At 66.2% G+C, this 25,587-nt stretch carries 25 protein-coding genes and 2 tRNA genes; 12 read left to right on the forward strand and 15 right to left on the reverse strand.

The features are described from left to right. Nucleotides 1-17: 17 nt before the first annotated feature. Nucleotides 18-968 carry a LysR family transcriptional regulator gene (locus EYZ64_RS21100; RefSeq protein ID WP_135456385.1) on the reverse strand — a complete coding sequence of 317 codons (951 nt, stop codon included), beginning with the start codon at nt 966-968 and terminating at the stop codon, nt 18-20. Between the two features lie 116 nt (nt 969-1,084). Here EYZ64_RS21100 and EYZ64_RS21105 point away from each other — a divergent pair, with 116 nt between their 5' ends. Both EYZ64_RS21105 and fdhD read left to right on the forward strand, forming a co-directional pair. Further along, nucleotides 1,085-3,376, forward strand: coding sequence for an FdhF/YdeP family oxidoreductase (locus tag EYZ64_RS21105; RefSeq protein ID WP_135456387.1), 2,292 nt, complete (start codon nt 1,085-1,087; stop codon nt 3,374-3,376). Continuing rightward, on the forward strand, nt 3,376-4,200 hold the full coding sequence (gene fdhD / locus EYZ64_RS21110) for a formate dehydrogenase accessory sulfurtransferase FdhD (protein ID WP_135456389.1): 825 nt from the start codon (nt 3,376-3,378) through the stop codon (nt 4,198-4,200). The genes EYZ64_RS21105 and fdhD overlap by 1 nt, the downstream gene beginning before the upstream one ends. 145 nt (nt 4,201-4,345) lie before the next feature. On the opposite strand, the gene clpX is transcribed toward fdhD, so the two are convergent. The 5 genes from clpX to EYZ64_RS21135 all read right to left on the reverse strand — a co-directional run bounded on the left by clpX (nt 4,346) and on the right by EYZ64_RS21135 (nt 8,888). Next, nucleotides 4,346-5,626, reverse strand: a complete 1,281-nt coding sequence (gene clpX / locus EYZ64_RS21115; protein ID WP_135456391.1) for an ATP-dependent Clp protease ATP-binding subunit ClpX — start codon at nt 5,624-5,626, stop codon at nt 4,346-4,348. Between the two features lie 407 nt (nt 5,627-6,033). Further along, nucleotides 6,034-6,678 carry an ATP-dependent CLP protease proteolytic subunit ClpP2 gene (gene clpP2 / locus EYZ64_RS21120; RefSeq protein ID WP_135456393.1) on the reverse strand — a complete coding sequence of 215 codons (645 nt, stop codon included), beginning with the start codon at nt 6,676-6,678 and terminating at the stop codon, nt 6,034-6,036. Next, nucleotides 6,675-7,277, reverse strand: coding sequence for an ATP-dependent Clp protease proteolytic subunit (locus tag EYZ64_RS21125; protein ID WP_167858159.1), 603 nt, complete (start codon nt 7,275-7,277; stop codon nt 6,675-6,677). The genes clpP2 and EYZ64_RS21125 overlap by 4 nt, the downstream gene beginning before the upstream one ends. Nucleotides 7,278-7,383: 106 nt before the next feature. After that, complete coding sequence (tig, locus tag EYZ64_RS21130) at nt 7,384-8,772, reverse strand: trigger factor (RefSeq protein ID WP_135456397.1); 1,389 nt, start codon at nt 8,770-8,772, stop codon at nt 7,384-7,386. 42 nt (nt 8,773-8,814) lie between these two features. Beyond that, nucleotides 8,815-8,888, reverse strand: a tRNA-Pro gene (locus tag EYZ64_RS21135). Between the two features lie 126 nt (nt 8,889-9,014). Between EYZ64_RS21135 and EYZ64_RS21140 the strand changes: the two genes are divergently transcribed. Then, nucleotides 9,015-9,088: transfer RNA gene (locus EYZ64_RS21140), tRNA-Gly, on the forward strand. Between the two features lie 45 nt (nt 9,089-9,133). Here EYZ64_RS21140 and EYZ64_RS21145 read toward each other — a convergent pair. Further along, nucleotides 9,134-9,661, reverse strand: coding sequence for an MBOE_33420 family protein (locus EYZ64_RS21145; protein WP_502702981.1), 528 nt, complete (start codon nt 9,659-9,661; stop codon nt 9,134-9,136). A 56-nt stretch (nt 9,662-9,717) separates the two neighbouring features. Between EYZ64_RS21145 and EYZ64_RS21150 the strand changes: the two genes are divergently transcribed. From EYZ64_RS21150 to EYZ64_RS21160, 3 genes are all read left to right on the forward strand, one after another. Further along, on the forward strand, nt 9,718-10,359 hold the full coding sequence (locus EYZ64_RS21150) for a maleylpyruvate isomerase family mycothiol-dependent enzyme (protein ID WP_167857909.1): 642 nt from the start codon (nt 9,718-9,720) through the stop codon (nt 10,357-10,359). Nucleotides 10,360-10,531: 172 nt separating this feature from the next. After that, nucleotides 10,532-11,719: a serine hydrolase domain-containing protein gene (locus EYZ64_RS21155; RefSeq protein WP_135456399.1), complete on the forward strand. Its 1,188-nt coding sequence runs from the start codon at nt 10,532-10,534 to the stop codon at nt 11,717-11,719. A gap of 51 nt (nt 11,720-11,770) precedes the next feature. Beyond that, on the forward strand, nt 11,771-12,598 hold the full coding sequence (locus tag EYZ64_RS21160) for a DUF1542 domain-containing protein (protein WP_135456402.1): 828 nt from the start codon (nt 11,771-11,773) through the stop codon (nt 12,596-12,598). A gap of 32 nt (nt 12,599-12,630) precedes the next feature. Here EYZ64_RS21160 and EYZ64_RS21165 read toward each other — a convergent pair whose 3' ends face one another. The 4 genes from EYZ64_RS21165 to EYZ64_RS21180 all read right to left on the reverse strand — a co-directional run bounded on the left by EYZ64_RS21165 (nt 12,631) and on the right by EYZ64_RS21180 (nt 16,647). Beyond that, nucleotides 12,631-13,578, reverse strand: a complete 948-nt coding sequence (locus tag EYZ64_RS21165; protein ID WP_135456403.1) for a MerR family transcriptional regulator — start codon at nt 13,576-13,578, stop codon at nt 12,631-12,633. 68 nt (nt 13,579-13,646) lie between these two features. Next, nucleotides 13,647-15,332, reverse strand: coding sequence for a cation:proton antiporter (locus tag EYZ64_RS21170; RefSeq protein WP_135456405.1), 1,686 nt, complete (start codon nt 15,330-15,332; stop codon nt 13,647-13,649). Nucleotides 15,333-15,369: 37 nt separating this feature from the next. Next, nucleotides 15,370-16,164 (reverse strand): Fpg/Nei family DNA glycosylase, encoded by a 795-nt coding sequence (locus tag EYZ64_RS21175; protein WP_135456408.1) that lies wholly within the window; start codon nt 16,162-16,164, stop codon nt 15,370-15,372. 3 nt (nt 16,165-16,167) lie between these two features. Continuing rightward, nucleotides 16,168-16,647 carry a ribose-5-phosphate isomerase gene (locus EYZ64_RS21180; protein ID WP_135456410.1) on the reverse strand — a complete coding sequence of 160 codons (480 nt, stop codon included), beginning with the start codon at nt 16,645-16,647 and terminating at the stop codon, nt 16,168-16,170. Between the two features lie 61 nt (nt 16,648-16,708). Here EYZ64_RS21180 and EYZ64_RS21185 point away from each other — a divergent pair, with 61 nt between their 5' ends. Then, entirely contained in the window at nt 16,709-17,296 is a 588-nt protein-coding gene (locus tag EYZ64_RS21185) for a hypothetical protein (protein ID WP_135456413.1), read from the forward strand. 4 nt (nt 17,297-17,300) lie between these two features. On the opposite strand, the gene EYZ64_RS21190 is transcribed toward EYZ64_RS21185, so the two are convergent. From EYZ64_RS21190 to EYZ64_RS21205, 4 genes are read right to left on the reverse strand one after another with little or no spacing between them, the layout of a single operon-like run. After that, nucleotides 17,301-18,260, reverse strand: coding sequence for an isopenicillin N synthase family dioxygenase (locus EYZ64_RS21190; RefSeq protein WP_135456415.1), 960 nt, complete (start codon nt 18,258-18,260; stop codon nt 17,301-17,303). Then, entirely contained in the window at nt 18,257-18,697 is a 441-nt protein-coding gene (locus tag EYZ64_RS21195) for a nucleoside deaminase (protein WP_135456417.1), read from the reverse strand. Before EYZ64_RS21195 ends, EYZ64_RS21190 begins: the two co-directional genes overlap by 4 nt. Then, nucleotides 18,694-20,091: a purine-cytosine permease family protein gene (locus EYZ64_RS21200; RefSeq protein WP_135456419.1), complete on the reverse strand. Its 1,398-nt coding sequence runs from the start codon at nt 20,089-20,091 to the stop codon at nt 18,694-18,696. The genes EYZ64_RS21195 and EYZ64_RS21200 overlap by 4 nt, the downstream gene beginning before the upstream one ends. Before the next feature lie 60 nt (nt 20,092-20,151). Continuing rightward, a complete protein-coding gene (locus EYZ64_RS21205) occupies nt 20,152-20,829 on the reverse strand; it encodes a GntR family transcriptional regulator (RefSeq protein WP_135456421.1) in 678 nt (225 codons plus the stop codon). Between the two features lie 200 nt (nt 20,830-21,029). Between EYZ64_RS21205 and EYZ64_RS21210 the strand changes: the two genes are divergently transcribed. The 5 genes from EYZ64_RS21210 to EYZ64_RS21230 are packed head-to-tail and all read left to right on the forward strand — an operon-like array spanning nt 21,030 to nt 25,564. Then, nucleotides 21,030-21,845, forward strand: a complete 816-nt coding sequence (locus tag EYZ64_RS21210; RefSeq protein WP_135456423.1) for a transporter substrate-binding domain-containing protein — start codon at nt 21,030-21,032, stop codon at nt 21,843-21,845. 33 nt (nt 21,846-21,878) lie between these two features. Further along, nucleotides 21,879-22,541 (forward strand): amino acid ABC transporter permease, encoded by a 663-nt coding sequence (locus EYZ64_RS21215; RefSeq protein WP_135456424.1) that lies wholly within the window; start codon nt 21,879-21,881, stop codon nt 22,539-22,541. After that, entirely contained in the window at nt 22,541-23,248 is a 708-nt protein-coding gene (locus EYZ64_RS21220) for an amino acid ABC transporter permease (RefSeq protein WP_135456426.1), read from the forward strand. Before EYZ64_RS21215 ends, EYZ64_RS21220 begins: the two co-directional genes overlap by 1 nt. Beyond that, nucleotides 23,245-23,973, forward strand: a complete 729-nt coding sequence (locus tag EYZ64_RS21225) for an amino acid ABC transporter ATP-binding protein (protein ID WP_135456428.1) — start codon at nt 23,245-23,247, stop codon at nt 23,971-23,973. Before EYZ64_RS21220 ends, EYZ64_RS21225 begins: the two co-directional genes overlap by 4 nt. Before the next feature lies 1 nt (nt 23,974). Continuing rightward, nucleotides 23,975-25,564, forward strand: a complete 1,590-nt coding sequence (locus EYZ64_RS21230) for an N-acyl-D-amino-acid deacylase family protein (protein ID WP_135456430.1) — start codon at nt 23,975-23,977, stop codon at nt 25,562-25,564. The last annotated feature ends 23 nt before the right edge of the window (nt 25,565-25,587 follow it).

A 25,587-nucleotide genomic window follows, 5' to 3' on the forward strand; every position in this document is an offset into this window, starting at 1 on the left:
CCGCGGTCCCTGACGCTCTAGGCAAACCCGGGGCTTGCGGGCCCCGTCGCGTCCCAGCCGTCGATGCGGCTGCCGAGATCGAGATCGGCAGCCACCTCGACGAGCGCGGCGGCCACGATCGACGCGGGCTCACGGTCGAGCACCACCAGGCCGATCGCCGGGCGCGGACCGTGCTGCACCATCGGCCGCGCAGCAAAGCCCGGAGGCACACCGAGCAGTGGCAGCCATGCAGTGGAGGCGATGGTCGCGCGCGGCGAATTCGTCAGGTGCGCATACAGCGCGTCGACCGAATCCGCCTCCACCACTGGGCGGTAGCGCACCCCTTCGGCGGCCATGTTGGCATCGAGGATGCGCCGGTTGCGCATCGTGGTGGTCAGCAAGCAGAGTTCCAGTCCGGCCGCATCCGACCACGCGATCTCCGGTTGACACATCAGTGCATCATCGGCCGGAGCCACCAGGACGTAACGCTCCCGGTACATCTCCACCGACCTGGTTCCGGGCGGGGCTTCGTCATCGAGATAGGTCAACCCGGCGTCGATCTCGAAGTCGGCCAGCCGGCGCGCGATCTCTCGCGATGACAGCGCCTCGAAGCGCACCGACGCCGCCGGATTGCGGCGCAGGAACTCGGTGGTGATGAACGGGCCGGTGGGCACCGCCGTCGGGATCGCCCCGATCCGGGCCGTGACGGTCAACCGCCCGCGCATGCGGTCGATATCGGCGAGCATCTCATCGCGCTCCGCGACGATCCGCTGGGCCCACGTCACGACCCGCTGCCCCTCTTCGGTGAATCCTTCGAACCGATGTCCCCGCTGCACGATGACGATGCCCAATTCGCGCTCCAAGCGGCGGATCCCCACCGACAGCGTCGGCTGACTCACGTGGCACCGCGCGGCCGCCCTGCCGAAGTGCCGCTCGGACGCGAGCGCCAGCAGGTAGTCGAGTTGCTGTAGCAGCACATCGCTCGCCATGGATCCCGCATTCGTCGCAGTTCGATAGAAATCATCTATCACTGCATGTGAAATATCGAATGTCGACGCCCGCCAAGCGGCGTGTCTCGTGATTTTCGGGTATTAGATTGAATTTCATGACTCGCGCCCAGGACATCGATGCCGACTACGACGAGTACAAAATCATCAGCACGGGCGCCAAAGACGAGGCCGCAGGTGTCAAGGCGGTCCTGGTCAGCATGCAACGCGGACTCGAGCAGATGGGCCCGCTGCGCACCGCCGCCGCATTGACCAGGCTCAACCAGCGGCACGGCTTCGACTGCCCGGGTTGCGCGTGGCCCGAGGAGCACGGTGGCCGCAAGCTGGCCGAGTTCTGCGAAAACGGCGCCAAGGCTGTCGCGGAGGAAGCCACCAAACGCGTCGTGACACCGGATTTCTTCGCCCGCCACAGCGTCGCCGAACTCGAGGCCAAGCCCGAGTACTGGCTGTCTCAGCAGGGCCGGCTGACCCAGCCGATGGTGCTCACACCCGGCGAGGAGCACTACCGGCCTATCGAATGGGATGACGCGTACCGCCTCATCGCCGTACACCTCAATGCGCTGGACTCCCCCGACGAGGCACTGTTCTACACCTCCGGGCGCACCAGCAACGAGGCGGCGTTCCTCTATCAGCTGATGGTCCGCAGCTTCGGCACCAACAACCTGCCGGACTGCTCGAACATGTGCCACGAATCCTCGGGCACCGCGCTGACCGAATCGATCGGCATCGGCAAGGGCTCCGTCACCGTCGAGGACGTCACCGAGGCCGACCTGATCCTGATCGCCGGGCAGAATCCGGGCACCAACCACCCGCGCATGTTGTCGGTGCTGGAGAAGGCAAAAGCCAACGGCGCCAAGATCGTTGCGATCAACCCCCTGCCCGAGGCCGGGCTCATCCGGTTCAAGGATCCGCAGAAGGTGCACGGTGTTGTCGGGCACGGCGTGCCGATCGCCGACGAGTTCGTCCAGATCCGGCTCGGTGGGGACATGGCACTGTTCGCCGGCCTGGGCCGGTTGCTGCTGGAGGCGGAGGACGCCGCCCCGGGCACGGTGTTGGACCGGGAGTTCATCGAGGCCCATTGCGCGGGCTTCGACGACTATGCCCGCCAGACGCGGGCGGTCGACCTGGCCACTGTGACCGAGGCCAGCGGTATCGACGAGACCCAGCTGCGCCGCGTCGCCGACATGCTGATCGCCTCGCAGCGCACGGTGATCTGCTGGGCGATGGGCCTGACCCAACACCGCCACGCGGTGGCGACGATCGGCGAGGCGACCAACCTGCTGTTCATGCGCGGCATGATCGGCAAGCCGGGTGCGGGCGTGTGCCCGGTGCGCGGGCATTCCAACGTCCAGGGCGATCGGACCATGGGCATCTGGGAGAAGATGCCCGAGAAGTTCCTGGATGCGCTCGACAACAGGTTCGGCATCGCCAGCCCGCGCAAGCACGGCTACGACACCGTCGATGCGATCCGCGCCATGCGCGATGGCCGTGCCAAGGTCTTCATCGGGATGGGAGGCAACTTCGTCTCCGCCACCCCAGACACCGAGGTCACCGAGGCCGGTTTGCGCAGTTGCGCTCTGACCGTTCAGATTTCGACGAAGCTGAACCGCAGTCACCTGGTTCACGGTCGCACCGCGCTCATCCTGCCTACCCTCGGACGCACCGACAAAGATTTCCAGGCCGGCGCAAAACAGATGGTGTCCGTTGAGGATTCGATGTCGATGGTGCACCTGTCCCGCGGCGGCCTGACGCCGCCGAGCGAGCACTTACGCAGTGAGGTCGCGATCGTCTGTCAGCTGGCTCGCGCACTACTGGGCCCTGGCCATCCGGTGCCGTGGGAGCAGTTCAACGCCGACTATGACCGCATCCGCGACGCCATCGCCGACGTGGTACCCGGCTGCGAGAACTACAACACCAAGGTGCGTCAGCCCGACGGGTTCCAGCTGCCTCATCCACCCCGCGATTCCCGCGAATTCCGCACCACCACAGGTAAAGCCAACTTCTCGGTGTATCCGCTGGAATGGGTGGAGGTACCGCAAGGACGCCTGGTGCTGCAGACGCTGCGCAGCCACGACCAGTACAACACCACCATCTACGGCCTGGACGACCGCTACCGCGGCGTGAAGGGTGGCCGCCGCGTGGTGTTCGTCAACCCCGCAGACATCGAAGCCATGGGCTTGGCCGACGGAGACCGCGTGGACCTCGTGTCGGAATTCGACGGGCAGGAGCGCCGCGCGAAGGACTTCCTGATCGTCGCCTACTCCACCCCGAGAGGCAACGCCGCGGCGTACTACCCGGAAACCAATCCGCTGGTGCCGCTTGATCACACGGCCAAGAAATCGAACACGCCGGTGTCGAAGGCCGTCGTAATCCGGTTGGAGGGGGCCTAGTGGGCCGGGTCACCGCCCGCCGACGCGCCCACCACCTGACCGGCGCCACGGCCGAGGCCCGCCCGGAAACGCTGGTGGTCGAGGAGCCGCTGGAGATCCGCGTCGACGGCACGCCCATCACTGTCACGATGCGCACCCCGGGCGCCGATGTCGAGCTGGCCCAAGGGTTTCTGCTGACCGAGGGCTTGATCGCGCAGCGTGAGGACCTGGTGTCGGTGCGTTACTGCCGGGGTGCCAACGAGGACGGAATCAACACCTACAACGTGTTGGACGCCACCTTGGCCCCTGACGTGCCCAAGCCCGATGTTGACGTGACCCGCAACTTCTACACCACTTCGTCGTGCGGGGTGTGCGGCAAGGCCTCATTGGAGGCGGTGCGGTTGAGCAGCAAGCACTGTCCCGGCGATGACCCGTCGACGGTTCCCGCCACGCTGCTCTCGGCGATGCCCCGGCAACTTCGGGCTGCGCAGAAGGTCTTCGCCAGCACCGGCGGCCTGCACGCCGCAGCGCTGTTCACCGTCGACGGCGACATGCTCGTCGTCCGTGAGGACATCGGCAGGCACAACGCCGTCGACAAGGTGATCGGCTGGGCGCTGGAGCACAACCGGATTCCGTTGAGCGCCACGGTCCTTCTGGTCAGCGGCCGGGCCTCGTTCGAGCTCACCCAGAAGGCCGTGATGGCGGGCATCCCGATCCTGGCTGCGGTGTCCGCGCCGTCCTCGCTGGCCGTCGATCTGGCCGGCCAATCCGGCCTGACCCTGGTGGCCTTCCTGCGGGGCGATTCGATGAACGTCTACACCCGCCCTGACCGCGTGCAGCAGTGATGGCAAAGAAATTCTGGTTCGCGCAGCAGCTGTTGCGTTCGGTGACGCCGGTATAGGGCCTTACCGCCCGAACCCCAGCACAAATGCACTCAGGGTCGTGATCCGGCTGGGATCACGACCCTGAGTGCAATTTGAGCGTATTGGACTATGCGGTCTTGTCGCGACGCTCAGACCGCGACGGTTTGCGCGGCACGATGGTCGGCAGCACGTTGTCCTGCACGGTCTCCTTGGTGACGACCACCTTGGCGACGTCGTCGCGGCTGGGGATGTCGTACATCACCGGCAGCAGGACTTCCTCCATGATGGCGCGCAGGCCGCGGGCACCGGTGCCGCGGTGGATGGCCTGATCGGCGATCGCCTCCAGCGCCTCTTCGGTGAACTCCAACTCCACGCCGTCCATCTCGAACAGCCGGACGTACTGCTTCACCAGAGCGTTCTTCGGCTCGGAGAGGATCTTGACCAAGGACTCCTTGTCCAGGTTGGTCACCGAGGCCACGACCGGCAGGCGGCCGATGAACTCGGGGATCAGACCGAACTTGATCAGGTCCTCGGGCATCACCTCGGCGAAGTGGTCCTGGGTGTCGATCTCGGCCTTGGACCGCACCTCGGCACCGAAGCCCAGACCGCGCTTGCCGACCCGGTCGGAGACGATCTTCTCCAGGCCCGCGAACGCACCCGCCACGATGAACAGCACGTTGGTGGTGTCGATCTGGATGAATTCCTGGTGCGGATGCTTACGGCCACCCTGCGGTGGAACCGAGGCCTGCGTGCCTTCCAGGATCTTCAGCAGGGCCTGCTGCACACCCTCGCCGGAGACGTCGCGGGTGATCGACGGGTTCTCGCTCTTGCGGGCGATCTTGTCGACCTCGTCGATGTAGATGATGCCGGTCTCGGCGCGCTTGACGTCGTAGTCGGCGGCCTGAATCAGCTTGAGCAGAATGTTCTCGACGTCCTCGCCCACGTACCCGGCCTCGGTCAGCGCGGTCGCATCGGCGATGGCGAACGGCACGTTGAGCATCTTGGCCAGCGTCTGGGCCAGGTAGGTCTTACCGCAGCCGGTGGGGCCCAGCATGAGGATGTTGGACTTGGTCAGCTCGACCGGCTCGGAGCGCGAATCGCGGGACTTCTCCTGGGCCTGGATGCGCTTGTAGTGGTTGTAGACAGCCACGGCCAGCGTGCGCTTCGCGGTGTCCTGACCGATGACGTAGCCCTCGAGGAAGTCACGGATCTCCGCGGGTTTGGGCAGCTCGTCGAGCTTGACGTCGTCAGCGTCGGCGAGTTCCTCCTCGATGATCTCGTTGCACAGATCGATGCACTCGTCGCAGATGTACACGCCCGGACCGGCAATGAGCTTTTTGACCTGCTTTTGACTCTTGCCGCAGAACGAGCACTTCAGCAGGTCACCGCCGTCTCCAATGCGCGCCATGTGGGGGGGTCCTACTTCCTGTTTGCAGTCGGTCGTTACGCCAGTTGCTGGGTCACCTCGGGCGTAAACCCGACGCTACCCGTTCGTTCCGTCGCGGTGCGACCGATAAGGCCGAATCGCTCCGGTGGTATTTGTTCACGTGCAGGAGAACATATCTCTCCTTGCGGCCCGTCACCCGTCGGCACGCTGACTGTGTCCTTGGCGTGTCGTTGTGGAGCGGGGACGAGTAGTCGAACGACCTGGTCCTTGTGCGGCATTCGCCGTGGTCGAGGGTACCGGCACCACCCCGACGCCTACGGAAGCGCAGGTCAGCGGATCTTTCAGACTCCCCCACGACGACGCACGCCCCGCACCGGAGGTAACCGGGCAGGGCGTGTGTCATCAGGCTGGGGGTTGCCGCTGTACTACTAGGCCTGAGCGGACAGCTTGCGGTACTCCAGGACCGTGTCGATGATCCCGTAGTCCTTGGCATCGGCCGCGGTGAGGATCTTGTCGCGATCGGTGTCCTTGCGGATGACCTCGGGATCCTTACCGGTGTGGCGGGCGAGCGTGCTCTCCATCAGGGTGCGCATCCGCTCGATCTCGGCGGCCTGGATCTCCAGGTCCGAGAACTGTCCCTGGATCACTCCGGACAGCGACGGCTGGTGGATCAGCACCCGGGCGTTGGGCAGCGCCAGGCGCTTGCCGGGGGTACCGGCGGCCAGCAGCACCGCGGCGGCCGAGGCGGCCTGCCCGAGGCACACCGTCTGGATGTCGGCACGCACGTACTGCATGGTGTCGTAGATCGCCATCAGCGAGGTGAACGAGCCACCGGGCGAGTTGATGTACATGGTGATGTCGCGGTCGGGATCCAACGACTCCAGCACGAGCAGCTGGGCCATGATGTCGTTGGCCGACGCGTCGTCCACCTGCACGCCGAGGAAGATGATGCGTTCCTCGAACAGCTTGTTGTACGGGTTGGATTCCTTGACGCCGAAGCTCGAGTGCTCGATGAACGACGGCAGGATGTAGCGAGCCTGCGGCTGAAGGCGGGGATCAGTGTGGTCGGTCATTTGTCCAGTCCTGCTCCCGGTCCGGTGCCGTTGATGTTGGCGCTGGTGATGATGTGGTCGACGAACCCGTATTCCAGAGCTTCCGGCGCGGTGAACCAGCGGTCGCGGTCGGAGTCGGCCTCGATCTGCTCGATGGACTTGCCGGTGAACTCTGCGTTGAGCCGGAACATTTCCTTCTTGATGACGTGGAACTGCTCAGCCTGGATGGCGATGTCCGCGGCACTGCCGGTGACACCACCGAGCGGCTGGTGCATCAGCACCCGGGCGTGCGGCAGGGCGTGACGCTTGCCCTTGGTGCCCGCAGCGAGCAGGAACTCACCCATCGAGGCGGCCATGCCCATCGCGTAGGTGGCGATGTCACACGGCGCCAGGACCATCGTGTCGTAGATGGCCATGCCGGCGCTGATCGAGCCGCCGGGCGAGTTGATGTAGAGGTGGATGTCCTTGGTCGGATCCTCCGCCGACAGCAACAGGATCTGCGCGCACAGCTTGTTGGCGATGTCGTCGTCCACTTGGGAACCCAGGAAGATGATCCGCTCGGCAAGCAAGCGCTCATAGACGGAGTCGACGAGGCTGAACCCGCTCCCGTTCGAACGCATGTCAGTCACGACTGGATACCTGCTTTCTCTTACGCATTGGTACTGACGACACTAACGAAACTGGGGCGCCACGCACTCCCGTACGGGGCTGCGTTCGCTCACAGCGTCACTCGGCGGCGTCAGCGTCCTTGTCGTCGGCCTCGTCAGCCTGCTCGCCCTCGGCCTGCGCAGCCTCGGCCGGACCGAAGAACTCCGTGGTGTCGATCACGGTGCCGTCGGTATCGGTCACGGTGGCGGCGTGCACCACAGCGGCGATGGTCAGTCCACGGCGCACGTCGGCGAACATGGCCGGCAGCTGGTTGTTCTGCTGCAGGATCTGGATCAGCTGCTGGGGCTCGATGCCGTACTGACGCGACATCAGCACGAGACGCTCGGTGAGGTCGTTCTGACCGACCTGAATGTCGAGCTTGTCGGCGACGGCATCCATCAGCAGCTGGGTCTTGACGGCCTTTTCGGCGTTCGACTTGTTGTCGGCGTCGAATTCCTCACGGCTGCTGCCCTGTTCGGTCAGCTGCTCGGCGAACTTGTCCTCGTCGTGGTCGAGGCCGTGGATCGCATTGTGCAGGGTGTCGTCGATCTGGGCCTGAACGACCTTCTCAGGCAACGGAACCTCGGTCTGCTCCAGCAGGACCTCGATGGCCTTGTCGCGGATCTGCTCGGCCTGCTGCACGCTCTTGACCCGGCGCACCTGGTCGGTGAGGCTCTCCTTGAGCTCATCGATGGTGTCGAATTCGCTTGCCAGCTGGGCGAAGTCGTCGTCGGCCTCAGGCAGCTCGCGCTCCTTGACCGACTTCACCGTCACGGTCACGTCGGCGTCCTGTCCGGCGTATTCGCCAGCCGCCAGCTTGGTGGTGAAGACCTTGGACTCGCCGACCTTCAGGCCGGTGATCGCCTCGTCGAGGCCCTCGATCAGCTGACCGGAACCGACCTCGTGCGACAGGCCCTCGGTCGCGGCCTCGGGCACCTCGGTGCCGTCGACGGTGGCCGACAGGTCGATGGAGACGAAGTCGCCTTCCTGGGCGCCGCGCTCGACGCCGGTCAGGGTGCCGAAACGGGCCCGCAGCGACTGCAGCTCGGCGTCGACCGCCTCATCGTCGACCTCGATCGGATCGACAGTGATCTTGAGCGAGTCGAACTCGGGCAGGGTGATCTCGGGACGCACGTCGACCTCGGCGGTGAACGCCAGTTCCTGGCCGTCCTCCAGCTTGGTCACCTCGATCTCGGGCTGACCCAGCGGCTTGACGTCGGAAGCCGTGACGGCCTCGCTGTAGCGGCTCGGCAGCGCGTCGTTGACGACCTGCTCCAGCACCGCGCCGCGGCCGACGCGGGCCTCCAGCAACTTGCGCGGGGCCTTGCCCGGGCGGAAGCCGGGCAGGCGGACCTGCTGGGCCAGCGCCTTGAACGCGCGATCGAAATCAGGCTCAAGCTCGGTGAAGGGCACCTCCACATTGATGCGCACCCGGGTGGGGCTCAACTGCTCGACTGTGCTCTTCACTCTTCCTGCTCCTAGATAGTCCTGGTCGTACTGGCGGGTGAGTCGGGGTGACAGGATTTGAACCTGCGGCCTTCCGCTCCCAAAGCGGATGCGCTACCAAGCTGCGCTACACCCCGTGGTGGTGGTCGATCCGCTGCGGCAAAACCCACGAACGGACCACGCGAGATACTACGTGCTGACGGCACGGAGCATTCAATTGGCTTTGATCGGGGGCACACCGGTACAGTGCTGATGCTGCACATGCGGGCGTAGCTCAATGGTAGAGCCCTAGTCTTCCAAACTAGCTACGCGGGTTCGATTCCCGTCGCCCGCTCCAACAAAACCGCCCTGATAGGGCGGTTTTTTGTATGTCGGGCCCCGATCACTGCCCCGATCCGCCGGGTGGCGGTTCGACGGGCGTCAGCGATATCGGCAGCCAATGGGTGCCGGGTCCCTCACCTGGGCATCCGACTCCCCCGATGACGAGGGTGCGCTCTCCGAAGAAGCTGCCGTCGGGGTTCGGGACCCAGTAGTCCGAGCGCTGGGCCTGCACGGCGCTGCCGGGGTTGTTGCGATCACAGAAGTAGGGATACTCACCGCCCGTCTCCCAACGGCCGTTGTTCCATCTGTACTCATAGGCCACCGGGGCGCCTGGATTGCGGGCGTGATCGTCCGAATTGTCCATGCGCGCAACACAACCGTTCACGTCGCACCGCGTGGTGAATTCGACAGGCACCGTAATCGGATTCATCGGTGTCGGCATTCCGTTGAACGTCTGCTTCGAGAAGTCGATGAACAAGTCGTAGTGCCCGTACAGCGGCGGTGGTTCGACTCGATCCGCATGAGCGACCGGAGTCACGATCGACATGACGCCGGCAGCTAAGCCGACGACAAGCGGGGTTTTCATCATCCCGCCTGGTTAACACATCAACGCACAGGCCGTGGGTGGTTTTGTCTGGAGGGCCGATGATCGCCGAGACTGTCGGTGTGCTCAGCGTTCGCGCCCTGGCCCGCCGGGAACGCCAGGAATTCTCCGATCTGCTCGACGGGTTGGCTCCAGACGAATGGCAGGCACCGACGTTGTGCTCGGGCTGGAATGTCCGCGACGTGGTCGCCCACACCATTTCTTATCTCGGACAGACCCGGCTGCAGCTCACCGCAGCGACGTTGGCCGCGCGGGGGCAGGTGGACCGGATCAACGACCGTGCGCTGAAGGCCGACGTCGGTGCCGGGCCCGACGAACTACGCACGCTTATGCGGGCCGGCACCGATCCGTCGGGTGCGGGCGCGCTCTACGGCTGCCGGGTGGCCCTGATCGAATGCCTGATCCACCAGCAGGACATCCGGCGCCCGCTCGGGCAGTCACGCAGCATTCCGGCCGACGCACTGCTTGCCTCCCTGGCGTTTGCGCGGATCAGCCCGGTGATCGGCGGAGGCCGCCGCACCCGGGGGCTGCGATTGATCGCCGACGATCTCGGCTGGTCGGCCGGCCGGGGGCCGGAGATCCGTGGACCGGGTGAGGCGCTGTTGCTGGCGATGACGGGACGCGTTGAGGCGGTCGCCGGTGAGCTGCAGGGACCGGGCGTGGCTCACCTGTGCGGACGATGAAACATCCGGTCTCGATCCGGCGTCGAATCGGCGCAGACCTGACGCCGACCTCGTAACGATCCGACCGCGCCCATCGATTCAGTTAGCGGGCCGCCCCTACCATCGGGCAGTGACGTGTACCGGCGTTCTGCCGGGTCATCGCCAACATCCGTTGCCCACCGCTGGAGGACCGTTGAGAAGTCAGCCGATCGATGCGATCGATGGCTTCTGCACGTCCGAATTCTCCCGGGTGCGCGATGCCTTCGCGGACAACTTCGCCCACCACAAAGAGGTCGGCGCTGCCGTCGCGGTCTGGGTCGAAGGCGACCTGGTGGTCAACCTGTGGGGCGGATCGGCCGACGCGGCAGGCACCAGGCCATGGCAGCAGGACACCCTGGCCAGCGTGTATTCCGGATCCAAGGGGCTGCTGAGCACCTGCATCCACCTGTTGGCCGACCGCGGCGAGATCGACCTGGATGCGCCGGTGGCCCGCTATTGGCCCGAGTTCGGCCAGGCCGGAAAGCAGGACATCACCATCGCCATGGTGCTGGGCCACCGCTCCGGCGTGATCGGCCCGCGCGAACCGATGAGCTGGCAGCAGGTGACCGACTGGGACGCGGTGTGCGCCCGGATCGCCGCCGCGACGCCGTGGTGGCCCCCGGGCACCGCGCAGGGCTACCACGTGGTGACCTTCGGCTTCATCCTCGGCGAAGTCGTGCGCCGGGTCACGGGCCGCAGCCTGGGCCAGTACCTACGCACCGAGATCGCCGAACCGCTGGGCGCCGACATCCACATCGGCCTGCCTGCCTGGCACCATCACCGGTGCGCGGAGATGGTGAACAAGCCGTCGGTGCGCAGTCTGCTGGCCGACAACCTGGTCAACGAACCGCCGGCCTCCCTCGACGACCATCCGATGGCCGGTTGGGCGGTGTCGATGGACTTCGTGCCGGATGACGAACTGGGCGTGCAAGCCCTGGACACCTGGCGCTCGGCCGAGTTCCCGAGCACCAACGCGCACGTCACCGCGCTCGGCATGGCGACCTTCTACAACGCACTGGCCCAGGAGAAACTGCTGACCCGCGACCACATGGAGCGCTGCCGGGTCTCCCAGGGCGGATTCGACGCCGACATGGTGCTGGGCGCGCGAGTCGCCGATCACGGCTGGGGTCTGGGCTACATGCTCAACCAGCGCGGCGTGGCCGGGCCGAACACGGGCATCTTCGGGCACGGTGGATCGGGTGGTTCGTTCGCCTTCGTCGACCTGGAGCACCGGATCGGCTACGCGTACGTGATGAACTACTTCGACGCCACCAAGTGCAATGCCGACCCGCGCACGGTCGCGCTGTCCAACGAGGTGTACTCCGCTCTCGGCGTAATTTGAGTTCTCTTCGAGGACCCGGAAACGCCGATTTCCGTCGGTACGCTGGACGCCATGAACAGCGTTTTGCTGGTACTCATCGTTCTTGTCATCGCCGCGATCGCGTTCGCTGTCTACAGCTCGTCGCAGGCCAACGGCCGTCGCTCCGCGGAGTCACTGGCCGATGCCAAGGCTGACGCCCGCCGGCTGATCGAGCGTCTCGGCGGGCAGGTGCTCAACCTGACCGGCTCCGACGACGCCTCCAAGCAGGCGCTGGCCGACGCCTCCGAGCGCTACACCGCCGCGTCCTCACAGATCGATCAGGCCACCACCGCCAAGCAGGCCGTGCTGGCCAAGGAGAGCGCGATCGAGGGGCTCTACTACGTGCGCGCGGCCCGTACCGCGATGGGCATGGACCCGGGTCCCGAGTTGGAGTCGTTGACCGGACAACGTGCGGCGGGCGCGGTGACCGAGGACCGCCGAATCAACTTCGAGGGCCGCGAGATCGAGGCCTCCCCGACTCCGTCGCAGCGCACCCCGAACTACTACCCCGGCGGCCGGGTGGCCGGACGCCCGGTGCCCGCCGGCTGGTACTCCGAACCGTGGTGGAAGCCGGCCCTGGTGGCCGGCGCCTGGGGTCTGGGTTCGGTGCTGCTGTTCGACGCGATGTTCTCCGGTATGCACGGAGTCAACTACGGCGCACAGGGTTTCGAAAATGGTTACGGTGACGGCTATTCCGACGGTTTCGCCGCGGGCCAGGACACCGGAGGCGACGCCGGCGCATTGGATGGCGGTGACGCCGGCGGTGGCGACTGGGGTGGAACGGACGCCAGCGGCTGGGACGGCGGCGGATTCGACGGTGGCGGCTTCGGCGACTTCGGCGGTGATTTCGGGGGCTTCTGACCCGCCCAGCAGACTCCTGGCTTCCCGAGTGCCTAGTCGACCGGGTGGCTGTTGAGCCAGTCGAGCACCTGCTGGGCATGCGTGTCCGTCGGGAATATCGGATAGAACACGTGCTCGATCCGACCGTCCCGAACCACCAGGGTGAGACGCGTGTAGAGACGCGGGTGCCCGGCGGCCGCGAACGTGGGCAAGTTCAGCGAGTCCGCCAGGACGAACGCCTCATCCGAGAGCATCCCGAACGGCAAGTCCAGCCGCCGAACAACTTCCGCCTGATAGTCGGCGTCCTGGCTGGACAATCCCCACACCTGCTGCGCGCCGGCAGCGCGCAGTTCCGCATAGTGATCGCGGAATCCGCACGCCTCTGGTGTACATCCGCGCGCGCCGGGAATCGCGTCCCAGCCATCGGGGAGGTCAACTCCCGGACGACCGGTGAGCGGGTACAGGTAGATGATCGTGCGTCCCGCGGGCAGGCTCTCGAGCCCGATGTCCTCACCGCCACTGCCGGCCAAGGTGATGTCGGGAATCGGCCGGCCCACCAAATGGTCTGCGGCACCGTCGTCAACGGGTGCGGGCAGGTCTGCGGGAAGAGACGTGAACTCGGTCAACGGTCGGTGCTCCTCATCGAATGCTCGACACGCGGCCTCGGTCAGCCGCGCCGTGAGGACTTGGCGCTTACGCGTCAACGACGCGATGGTCTCATCGAGTACCGCGATGCTGTCCCGGTATGCCGCAAGCGATTCGGGACACTCGTCACTGTGCTCGTGACCGTGGCGAAGGCAGTCGACGAACGGGCCGGCCTTCGACGGGGAGATACCGATCGCGGCGAGTGCGCGGATCTCTTCCACGATCTGCACATGCTCATCGGAGTAGTTCCGGTATCCGTTGCCCAGGCGTGCCGGAGTCAGCAGGCCGAGGTGTTCGTAGTAACGCACGGCCTTGGTCGACGTGCCCGTCCGGCGGGCCAGTTCAGAAATCTGCATGTCAAGTCCTCGCCCAGACTGTAAACATTGCCACCTAGGGCAAGGTCAAGCCGAAACCCGACACAAATCTAGAGGCGGCTCTCCAGACGCGCCGACACACCGGCCTCCTGTAGGTCCAGACGCTCCAGCATGGCTCGCACCGCCTCGTCCTCGATGCGACCTTCGTCACGCTCGGTGATGAGCGCACCGCGTTGCGCGGCAAGCACATCGCGGTAGAGGCCCGAGAACACCGCGGCCCGTTTGGTGAGCGCCTCGGGATCGGGCATTTCGTCCGCGTCCTGTGAATGCCGGGCGATGACCGCGCGGATCTCGGTCACCACACGGGGATCCAGACCTTCTGGAGGATCCACCTCGAACGCGTCGAGCACCTCGTCGGCCGCATCGTGCACCACGCGCTCGGCCTTGAGTTCTTCTTCCCGGTCGGCGGCGTGATCGTCGCAGAACCGGGACAGGTTCAGCCGGCGGATCAACAGGGGCAGGGTCCAACCCTGGATCAGCAACGTGCCAACACTCACCGCGAACGCGATGGCCTGGATGGTGGCGCGCTCCGGGAAGGGTTCGCCCGCAGCTGTGGTGACCGGGATCGCGGCGGCCGCAGCCAATGTCACCACGCCCCGCATCCCGGTCCAGGACACGACGACGTTCTCTCGCCAGCTCAGTGAGCGGCGGTCGATGATCCGGCGCCACCGCGCCTCAGGCTTTCGCTCACGCCGGCCGAGGGCACCGCGGGCGCCGTCGGGCACCGGCACGCTGAACTTGCTCTCCACGTGCCGTGACAGCTTGTTCCGGCCGAACATCAAGAACACCGACAGCGGGCGGATCACCAGCACGATCAGCAACACGATCACCGAGGCGACGGCGACGACGGTCAGCGACTCGTGGGCTTCGTTGAGGTCCTGCAGCACGAACCGCAGATGCAACCCGATGTAGGCGAATACGAACGCCTCGAGCAGAACGTCCACCGAATTCCAGACGTAGCGCTCCTGCAGTCGGGTCTGGTACCCCGCACCCATCGCACCGTTGCCGACCACGAAGCCGGCGACCACCACCGCCAGCACACCGGAGGCGTGCAGTTCCTCGGCGGTGATGAAGGCCGCGAACGGAACCACCAGGCCCTGCACCGTTTCCAAGCCAGGGTTGTCCAGGTGCTTTCGAATCCACAGCGTCACGTAGCCCAGCAGTGCCCCGACCACCGGGCCGACCGTGGCGCTGTATCCGAACAGCAGGAAGGGGTTCTCGATGAAGGTGTGGCTGCCCGCCACCTGGGCCACCGCGATGGAGAACAGGGTCAGCGCCGCCGCGTCGTTGATCAAACTCTCGCCGGTGAGGATCGCCATCACCCGTTTTGGCAGGCCGAGCTTGCGGCCCACCGCGACGGCCGTGACGGCGTCCGGCGGCGCGACGATCGCGCCGAGCACGAGGGCCAGCCCGAAGGTCAGCGGCACCAGCACCAGCCAGGACGACACCGCGGCCACCGTGAAAGCCGTCACCACGACCAGCCCGACACCAAGGCCGAGGATCGGGCGGATGTTGCGGAAGAACGTCGGGAAGGAGAAGTCCAGGGCTGCCGAGTACAGCAGCGGCGGCAGCACCACCGTCAGCAGAATGTGCGAATCCAGCTCGGGGGGTTCGAACCCCGGAAGGAACGACACCGCGCTGCCGATCACCACGATGATCAGGGCGGGTTCCATCCCACGGCGGTGCGCGATTGCCGTGACGAGGATGGCTCCGACGACGACGAGGATCAATTCCACCCGGGAATTGTCCCGTGCCCGCGCCGGCGCCGCGCGCTCACACCTGGCAGTCGGGGCACCAGAAGAGGTTGCGGCCCTCCAGTTCTGCGGTGCGCACTCCTGCGCCGCACACCCGGCAGGCCTCCCCCGCCCGGCGATACACGTAGGTGCGGGGCCGGCCCGGACCGTAGGACGGGGCACCGTGATCGTGCTCGGGCCGGACGACGACGATCTTGCCCCGACGCACGCCGACCTTCATCAGTTCGACGAGATCGGTCCACATGTCGCTGAATTCGGCCTGGCCCATCTGGGTGCCCGGCCGGTACGGATCGATGTGATGACGGAACAGCAGCTCACCGCGGTACACGTTGCCGACGCCGGCGATCACCGACTGGTCCATCAACAACGCACCGATTGACCTGCGCGACTTACTGATTCGTGCCCAGGCCAGGGCGGGATCGGCGTCCTTGCGCAGCGGGTCGGGACCGAGCCGCGCCACCACGTCGGCGATCTCGGGCTCCGCGATCACCTCGCACACGGTGGGGCCACGCAGGTCGGTGCCGTACTCGGCGCCCACGATCCGCATCCGCACCTGGCCGACCGGCAGCCCCAGCGGGACGAGAGCCTCGGTGAACGTGCCGTACAGGCCGAGGTGGATGTGCACGACCCGGCCACCGTCGTAGTGGTGGAACAGGTGCTTGCCCCAGGCGTCGGCCTGTTTGAACACCTGGCCGTTGACCGCGGCGGCACCATCGGCGAATCGGCCCTGCGGGCTGGACACCATCACCGGTGCCCGGCCGAACCGCTTCTGGTGCAGCCGGGCCAGCCGGTGCAGGGTGTGCCCTTCGGGCATGGGTCAGGCGGGCGCGCCGGGAACCGGCGGGGCCACGTGGTCCTTCTCGTACTCGGCCAGGATGTCGATGCGGCGCTGATGGCGCTCGGCTTCCGACCACGGCGTCGACAGGAACGCGTCGACGATGGCCAGCGCCTCCTCCTCGGTGTGCATGCGACCGCCCAGGCCCATCAGCTGCGCGTTGTTGTGCTCGCGGGCCAGCTTGGCAGTCTCGACGCTCCAGGCCAGGGCACAGCGGGCGCCGGGCACCTTGTTCGCGGCGATCTGCTCGCCGTTGCCCGAGCCGCCGAGCACGATACCCAGGCTGCCGGGATCGGCGACTGTCCTGACTGCCGCGTCGATGCAGAACGCCGGGTAGTCGTCATCGGCGTCGTAGCTGTAGGCACCGCAGTCGATCGGCTCGTGGCCGGTCTTCTTGAGGTGCTCGATGATGGTCTGCTTGAACTCGAATCCGGCGTGGTCGGCACCGATGTAAACGCGCATGTCGGTAACCCTAACTGGTCAGTAACGCCGCTTGGCCATAGCGCAGGATGACGGTATGGAGATGAGCGGTTGGCTCCGTCGGCGGCGAGACGCGGCACCCTCGACGATCGATGTCGATCAGATCTACCCATACCTGGTTCCCGAGGACTATCCCGACGCGCTGTCGACCGGCGCGCAGTCTCAGCGCCGGATCGGTCACGGGCTCTCGGTGGCTCTGGTGACACCGACGGGCCCGGCTGATGCGCAGATCCTCGGCGCGGTGGGAGCCGCCGGCCTGGCCGGCGCCGGGATCGACCTGGCCACGGCCTACGGCCACGCCGATCGGGCGCTGTCCGCCGCCTTGTCGGCGGGCCAGATCGCGCTGGAGTTCTTCGATCGGGGGCCGTCCGGAGCACCGACCGTTGTCGCGAGCGGAAGTTGGCTGGCAGCAACCACGCTGGTGGCTCCCGGGCTCTACGAGCGCATGACCCGGTTTCTCGGCGAGGACATCGTGGCTGCGGTGCCACACCGCGAGCTGCTCTTTCTGTTCGGTGCGGACGCCACCGGGGCGATGGCCGAGATTGTGGCGACCGAACATCGCGGCGCCCGGAAACCGTTGACGACGGGGTTCTTCACCCTCGACCCCGCCGGCCCGACGCCCAGGTCGTAGCACGTCAGCCGATGGTGATGGCGTCCAGGCGTTCCTTGATGAAGGCCGACGACGTCACGGGCTCCAGGCCGCCGATCTTGCCGATGGGGGGTTCCAGCGGCGCTACCAGCGCATCGTGGTTGGCCTCGTAGAAGTAGATCAGCGAGACCAGGTCCTCTTCCGGGGCGTGCGCCTGCGGCGGCAGGACGCGGTGCCGGCCCGAGGGCCAACGGCGGCCACTCCAGTACTCCAGCAGGTCACCGATGTTCACGGTGAGCGATCCCGGCTCCCACGGCGCGTCCTCCCAGCCCTCCTGCTCGGAGTAGACCTGCAGTCCGCCCGCGCCCGGCTCGCGGTCGAGGATGGTCACCGTGCCGAAGTCGGTGTGCGGGCCGATCCGGAACTGGCCCGGCTCTGGCTCCCCCACCACGCTGACCGGCGGATAGTGGTTGATGTTCATGGTCCAGGTCGGCCGATCCGCCAGGGCGACAAAGGGGTTGGCCGCCAGCCCGAGGGCGTGGGCGAACAAGGCCAGCAGGTCGTCGGAGACCTTCCGCATCGCGGCGGTGTACTCGTCGACCAGCGTCTGCAGCGCAGGCACCTCGGCCGGCCACACGTTGGGTGCGAACCAGATCCGGTCCACCTCAGGGTCACCGGTCGGGGTCTCGGCGCCCAGGCTGAAGCTCTCCTTCAGATCGGGCGGGGTCTCGGTGCCCTCGGCGTAGCCGTTGGCCTCGGCGCCCGGCCCGATCCAGCCGTGCCCGCCGACCGGTACCGAGTAGCCCTGCTTGACGTCGTCGGGTAGCGCGAAGAACTCGCGGCTGGCCGCGCGGACCTTGGCCGCCAGGGCGGTGTCCACACCGTGGCCGGTGACGACGATGAAGCCGGCGCGCTGCAGCCCGGCGTCGACCTCGGCGGCGACCGCGTCGGCCGCTGCCCCGCCGGCGTACCACCGAGACATGTCAATCGTTGCTATCGCGCTCATTCGCCGATGTCCTCCGCCCACAGGTCCGGCCGCTCGGCGATGAAGTCCTCCATCATCGCCACGCAGCGTTCATCGTCGAGCAGGGTAACCGCCACCCCGTGCTCGGCCAGCCAGTCATGGCCACCGGTGAAGGTCCGGCTTTCACCGATCACCACCGCGCCGATGTTGAACTGGCGGACCAGGCCGCTGCAGTACCAGCACGGCGAGAGCGTCGTCACCATGATCGTGGACCGGTAGCCGCGCTGGCGCCCGGCGGCCCGGAAGGCGTCCGTCTCGGCGTGGATCGACGGGTCGTCGTTCTGCACGCGACGGTTGTGGCCGGCGCCCAGCAGCGTCCCGTCCGAGCTGAACAAGGCGGCACCGATCGGAATACCGCCTTCGGCCAATCCTTTTCGTGCTTCCTCGACAGCGACGTCGAGCATCTGCTCCGGGGTCATGCCGGCACCATCCGTTCCGCGGTGAGTTTGGACCGGCACAACACTAGATAGCACGCACCGGCGATGAGAAACCCGACGAAGAACGTGATGTCACCCAACTGCGGAACAGCCCGCACGACAAATCCGTGGAAGTGCTCCTGGTTGCAGAACAACGCCACCGACGCGACCAGACCGATCAGGAACGACAACAGGCCGGGCCAGTTCGTGTAGGACCGGTCGTAGAGGAGATGCGCGACGGTTTGGTCCCCGCGCAGGTACTGGTCGGCGAACACCACCCCGAGCCACGGGCCGATCCAGTACGCGATGATCAACAGGAACGCCTCGTAGCTTGCGGCAGCGTCGGCCAGCGCCCACCAGGCGATGAGAAATCCGACGATGCCGAAGAACGCGGTCGCCAAGGCCCGGGCGATGTGATGCGGGAGCTTGATCCCGATGGTCACGAAAGCCATTGCACCCGAATAGATGTTGATCGCGTTGGCGGCCACGGCCCCGATCGCGATCGCCAGCAGGGTCAGGCTCGCCAGCCACGGGGCCAACTCCGAGGTGAACGCCGTGGTCGGATTGTCCGAGACCGCGGGGCCGATGGTCACCGACGCCGCGCCCACCGCCTGCAGCAGCATGCACGACACGAACAGTCCTGCGGCAGCGAAGAATCCGGTACGCGGGCCGGCCTCGGACCGGGGCAGGTACCGCGTGTAGTCGGCGGCATACGGAGCCCACCCGGCGACATAGCCGAATGCGGTGCCCACGGTCAGCAGGAAGCCACCCGTGCCACCGACACCACCGGTGACCGCGGGCGCGCCCAGATCCGCCTTGCTCAGGATCACCACCGAGGTGATCGCGAAAATGACCGCGAGCACCGGGAATGCCCACCGTTCGAAGGCCTGCACCAGGTTGTGCCCGAAGATCGCCAGCGCCGTCTGCACCACGACGACGAGCACCAGCGCCAGCACCGGCGCGATGCCGATCAGGGTGGAGAGTGCGAACGCACCGCTGACGCTGTTGGTGGCGAACCACCCGATGCCCGCGGTCACCGTCATCAGCAGTGAGGGCACGGCATTGCCCTTGAAGCCGAACGCCAGCCGGCCCAGCACCATCTGCGGGACGCCGTGCAAGGGCCCACGCTTGGACAGGAAGTAATGCGCCAGCGCCCCCAGGCCGGTGCCGATCGCCAGGCCGGCCACCGCCTGCCAGAACGTCATGCCGTAGACGGAGACCGCCAGCACGCCCAGGAAGATCGTGGCGAATTCGAGGTTCGGCGAGGTCCATGTCCAGAACAACTGGCTGGGCTTGCCGTGCCGATCGGCCTCGGCGATGTGCTCGTTACCGCCCGGCTCGACAGCTGCGATCCGGTCGCGGTAGGAACCGTCGGTACTGGGCTCAGCCGCTGTCATGCGTACACCGTGGCGTGAACGGTGGCCCAACGCAAGCTGAACGCGGAGATTGGTTGGCGTTCAGTCGGGCTCGGCGACGGAAAGCAACTCGCGGGCGCTGACGACGATGTGGTCATGGAGCGCTGAGCGGCGCACCTCCGGCCCGCCGGTCTTGATCGCGTGCAGTAGAGCGCGGTGCTCTTCGGGGATCGCGAACGGGCTGTCGTGGCGCCTGGCGAGCCGGTGGATCTGCATCCGGATGCGCGGTTGCACACTGGCCCACAGTTGCATCGCGTGTTCAGAGTGAGCGCTTTTGACGACCGTCTCGTGAAACAGCACATCGAGTTCGTTGAGCAGATCCAGGTCGTCGACCGCCGCGGCATCGTCCATGAGCGCCACGAGCCGTTGCAGCTCGGCCAGCACGGCCGGATCGACGCTTGCCTTCTCCACGGCGAACTGCTCGATCGACAACCGCACCGGAAGCAACACCCCCAGCAGTTCGTCGGCGCTCACTGTCGCCACGAATGCCCCGCGGTTGGGGATGTGATGCACCAAGCCTTCGCTTTCCAGCTGTCGCAGGGCTTCGCGCACGGGACCGGGGCTGGTGCTCAGGTGCGCGGCCAGCACATCTTGCTTGAGCTGCGCACCGGGTGCCAGGCCGCCTTTCACGATCTGCTCGCGCAGCCAGTCCGCGATCTGATGCCGTCGCGACGCGGGCAACGGGGCGACTGCGGCCAGTGGTTCCAGCGCCTCCGTCAATGGTCGTTCTCCTTTACAAAGGTCGCCAAGGTTGCCCCGTGGCGTCAATCCTATGCAGCCGCCTGCGCCCATTCGGGCACAGACATTGCCGCCTTCCACTGTTGCGCAGATTACAGATTATAGATAATCTCTGATTTATCCAAACGAGGCGCCGCGGTTACGGACCTCGACCTGAAAAATCTTCTGAACAAAGGACATTCATGCGTAGAGCCCTCCGCGCCGTGTTCGTTGCCCTTGCCGCCACCACCGCGCTGGTGCTAGCCGGCTGTACGTCGTCGGGTCAGACCGGCACCGCCCAGAGCAGCGTCCTGACCAAGGTGCTGACCTCCAAGAAGATCACCATCGGAGTCTTCGCGGATGCCCCTCCGTATGGCGTGATGAACGGCGCCGGCGAGTACGAAGGCTTCGACATCGACAAGGCCAGAGCACTCGCCGACTCACTCGGCGCCGGCGTGGAATTCGTCAGCGCCACCAATGCCAGCCGAATTCCCATGCTGGAGACCGGAAAAGCCGACGTCATCATCGCCGCGCTGACCAACCTCGACGAGCGGGCCCAGGTGGTCGCGCTCACCCGGCCGTATGCGTCAGAGGGACAGCTGGTCGTGGTGCCCGCGGACAGTCCGATTCGGCGCTATGACGACCTTGCCGGCCGCACCGTGGCCTCGACCCGCGGAAGTGTGCCCGCCACCATCTTGGAAGCCGAGTTCCCGCAGGCCAAGCCCAGCCTGTTCGAAGCCGTTGCCGACTCCATCCAAGCCCTGCGCAGCGGAAAGGTGGACGCACTGATGGAGAGCACGGCGGTGGTCGCCGGCGTCCGCGCGAGCCAGGGTGATGCGGTACGGGTGCTCGATGCGCCCCCACTGGCGCCTTCGTTCGTGTCCTTCGGCATCAAGATGGGCGACCAGGTCTGGCTCAACTACCTGAACAACTTCATCATGAACTACAACATCAGCAAGGCCGCCGATGAGTCCTACAACAAGTGGCTCGGCATGGACGTCCCCGCGCTCATCAAGTAACTCGCTGCATCCCAACATTTCTCAGGACAACACATGCAGCTCTACTACGGGGACCTGATCCCCTATCTCGTTCCCCTACTCAAAGGCCTCGCGGTCAGCATCGGGGTGAGCCTGGTCGCAGCGGTAGTCGGCGGCGCATTCGGAATCCTGCTCTACTCCGGGCGCACGTCCAAGGTGAGCATCTGGCGCGTCGCGTCATCGACCTACATCGAGGTCATCCGCAACACTCCATTGCTGTTGCAGCTCTACCTCGTCTACTTCGCACTGCCGCAGGCCGGTGTCAACCTCGACCCGGTCGCCGCGGGCATCCTCGCGCTCAGTATCAACAACGCCGCGTACATGGCCGAGATCTTCCGCGCTGGCTTTCAGTCCGTGCCGGCCGGCCTGCGCGAAGCGGGCGCGGCACTCGGGCTCAGTCCGCGCGACACCTTCTGGCGGGTGCTGTTCCCACCGGCGATGCGAAATGTCCTGCCGGCCATGACCAATCAGACCATTCTGTTGTTCCTCGCCTCGTCGATCACGTCGGTCGTATCCCTGCCCGACCTGATGCACGTGATGATGGGAATCACCTCGACCACGTTCCGCACCATCGAGGCGTTCACCGTCGGCGGCCTGCTCTACTTCGCGGTCGCGTTCCTCATCGCGAGCCTGTCGCGAATCGTCGAAACCTGGTTCATCAAGTGGAAGGTGGCGTGATGTTCGAAGGACTCGGCACCCAACATCTCTCGTTGATCTGGCACGGGGCCCTCGTGACTCTCCAGATATGCACGCTGTCAGTGCTTTTCGGCGGCATACTCGGAATCGTCATCGGCCTGATGTCCACCGGGACAATCCGCGCCCTGCGGTGGGTGGCCGCTCTCTACGTCGCGTTGATCCGCGGCATCCCGGTGTTGCTGATCATCTTCTTCGTCTACTTCGGTATACCGCTGTTGGCCCCGGGCAGCAGCCTCTCGGAGTACTGGGCCGGGGTGATCGCGCTGTCGGTGTTCGCGTCGGCCTACATCGGCGAGCTCGTGCGCGGCAGCATCCAGGCCGTCCCCCGCGGACAGTTCGAGGCCGCCGACGCACTCGGGCTGTCCTACGCCCATCGCATGCGCTGGGTCATCCTGCCGCAGGCCGCGCGGGTGATCGTGCCACCCGGTGTCGGTTTCCTGGTGGTGCTGATCAAAGACAGCTCGCTGGTCGCAGTCATCGGTCTCATCGAACTGACCCGCGCGGGCAATGTGGTCAGCTCGCTGACGGCCGATCCGATCACCACCTACCTCATCGTCGGTGCCGGCTACTTCGTCATCTGCTACGCGCTTTCGTCGCTGGGCCGCCGATACGAACAACGGCTCGGCGTTCACGTCAAGGCACCCGATGTCGGCGACACCCTCACTCTCACTACAGGAGCGAACAAATGATCGAGGTCGACGGACTACGGCTGAGCTTCGGTGACACCGAAGTGCTGCACGGCGTTTCGTGCCGGGTGGCCGAGCGTGAAGTGGTGTGCATCATCGGCGCGTCGGGCTCGGGCAAGAGCACGCTGCTGCGCTGCATGAACGGTTTGGAACGGCCGTCGCACGGCACGATCGTGATCAACGAACACACGCTAGGGCCCCAGGAGAAGACCGCCGACCTTGCCGTGGTACGCCGCGACGTCGGCATGGTGTTCCAGCATTTCAACCTCTTTCCGCACATGACCGTCATCGAGAACATTGTGCTGGCGCCGCGGCGGGTACTGGGTCGCACCAGGATCGAGGCCGAGGAACGGGCCCGCACTCTACTGGGGCGAGTTGGTCTGGCAGACAAGGCCGACGTCTATCCCGATTCGCTGTCGGGCGGCCAGAAACAACGCGTGGCCATCGCCCGTGCGCTGGCCATGGATCCAAAGATCATGCTGTTCGACGAGCCCACGTCAGCGCTGGACCCCGAGATCGTCGGCGAGGTGCTGGCGGTGATGAAAGACCTCGCCGCCGAGGGCATGACGATGGTCGTGGTGACCCACGAGATGGGCTTTGCCCGCGAGGTCTCCGACCGGGTGATCTACATGGACAAGGGCACCATCGTCGAAACCGCCGGCCCGACATCGATGTTCACCTGCCCGCAGGAGACCCGCACGCGGGAGTTCCTGAGCAAGGTGCTCTGAGATGCCGGTACTGGACTACTTGCTGACGGGCGCAGAAGTCGTCGACGGTACCGGGACGCCCGCGCGACGAGCCGATGTCGGTCTGCGCGGGAACCGCATCGCATTCGTCGGGTTGTCGCCCGACGTCCGAGCGGTCACCACCCTCGACTGCACCGGCATGACCATCACCCCCGGGCTGATCGATCCGCACAGCCACAGCGACTGGTCAGTGCTGGGCAATCCCGACGCGTTCAGCACGATCCACCAGGGCGTCACCACCGAGGTGGTCGGCAACTGTGGCCTCACCTATGCCCCGATCGGAGAGGACGATGTCGACACGACCGCAAGTGCCCTGCGCGCCATGGGCTACGACGGTCCGGTCGACTGGCGCAGCTTCGGTGAGCTCGTGCAGCGAGTGCACTCGGGTCCGACAGCGCAGAACCTCATGTGGTTCGTGGGGCACACTGCGATTCGCTGCGCCGCGCGGTCATCCACCGACCAACTGCGCGCGCAGATACGCCTGCTCGAGGAGGCGATGGAGGCCGGCGCGATCGGCTTCTCCAGCGGACTGGAGTACGGCTCAGGACGCTTCGCGGCCACCGAGGAACTCGTGACGCTCGCCCAGGCGGCAGGCCGGCGTGACGGCATGTATGCCAGCCACATCCGAAACCGCGACGCCGATCTCGACAGCGCCGTGGACGAGTTCTTCGCCGTCGTCGACGGAGGGCAGGTGCGGGCTCAACTTTCGCACCTGAACGTGCGTCATGACACCGGCGCCGAATCCGGCGCCTGGGAGCGCGCGGCCGAGCGCGTTGTCACCGAACGACAGCGTGGAACCGATGTGTTGGCCGACATGACCCCCTACCCCCACGGTATCGGCATGGCCACCGGGTTACTCCCCGCCTGGTTGGCAGAACGTCCCGGCGTCGAGGCCGCCGAGCTGCTCAAGGACCGGGAAGTTCGCGAGCAAGTGCGCCGGGACAGCGACCGCTACTGGCGGTTCGTCCACCGCGGCCAGTGGCGCCGCGTGCGGCTCGGAGTCAGCCCGACCCACCCCGACTGGGAAGGACTGCCCTTCACCGAGATCGCCGAGCAGCACGGCGCCGACGAGTGGGAGTGCCTGTTCGACATCCTCACCGCGGCAGGCGCCGACATGGGCAGTGTGCAGCTGATCGGTGAATTGTTCACCGCGGGCCACCTCGACGAGGCAATCGCGCACGACCACTTCCTGCTCGGGGTCGACGCCTTCACCACCTGCCGACACGGCGCCCTCGACGGCCGCACCCGCAATCCGCTGTTCTACCACGGACATACGCATTACCTGGCTCACCACGTGCGGATGGGAACCCTGTCGCTGGAGACGGCCATCCACAAGATGACCGGCATGGTCGCCGAACACTTCGGCATGCGCGACCGGGGTGAACTGCGCGAGGGAGCTTTCGCCGATGTCGTCGCGTTCGACCCCGCGATCATCGGCCGCACCGACACCTGGACGCTGCCGCGCCGATATGCCGACGCGGCGCGACATGTCTGGGTGAACGGCGTGCCCGTCGTCACCGACGCCACCCACACGGGCCGCAGGCCCGGACTCATGCTCACCCGCCGGCCGTGACCACACGACCGCATCATCCCGAG

This window comes from Mycobacterium sp. DL99, from assembly GCF_004762045.1.
Lineage (GTDB): Bacteria > Actinomycetota > Actinomycetes > Mycobacteriales > Mycobacteriaceae > Mycobacterium.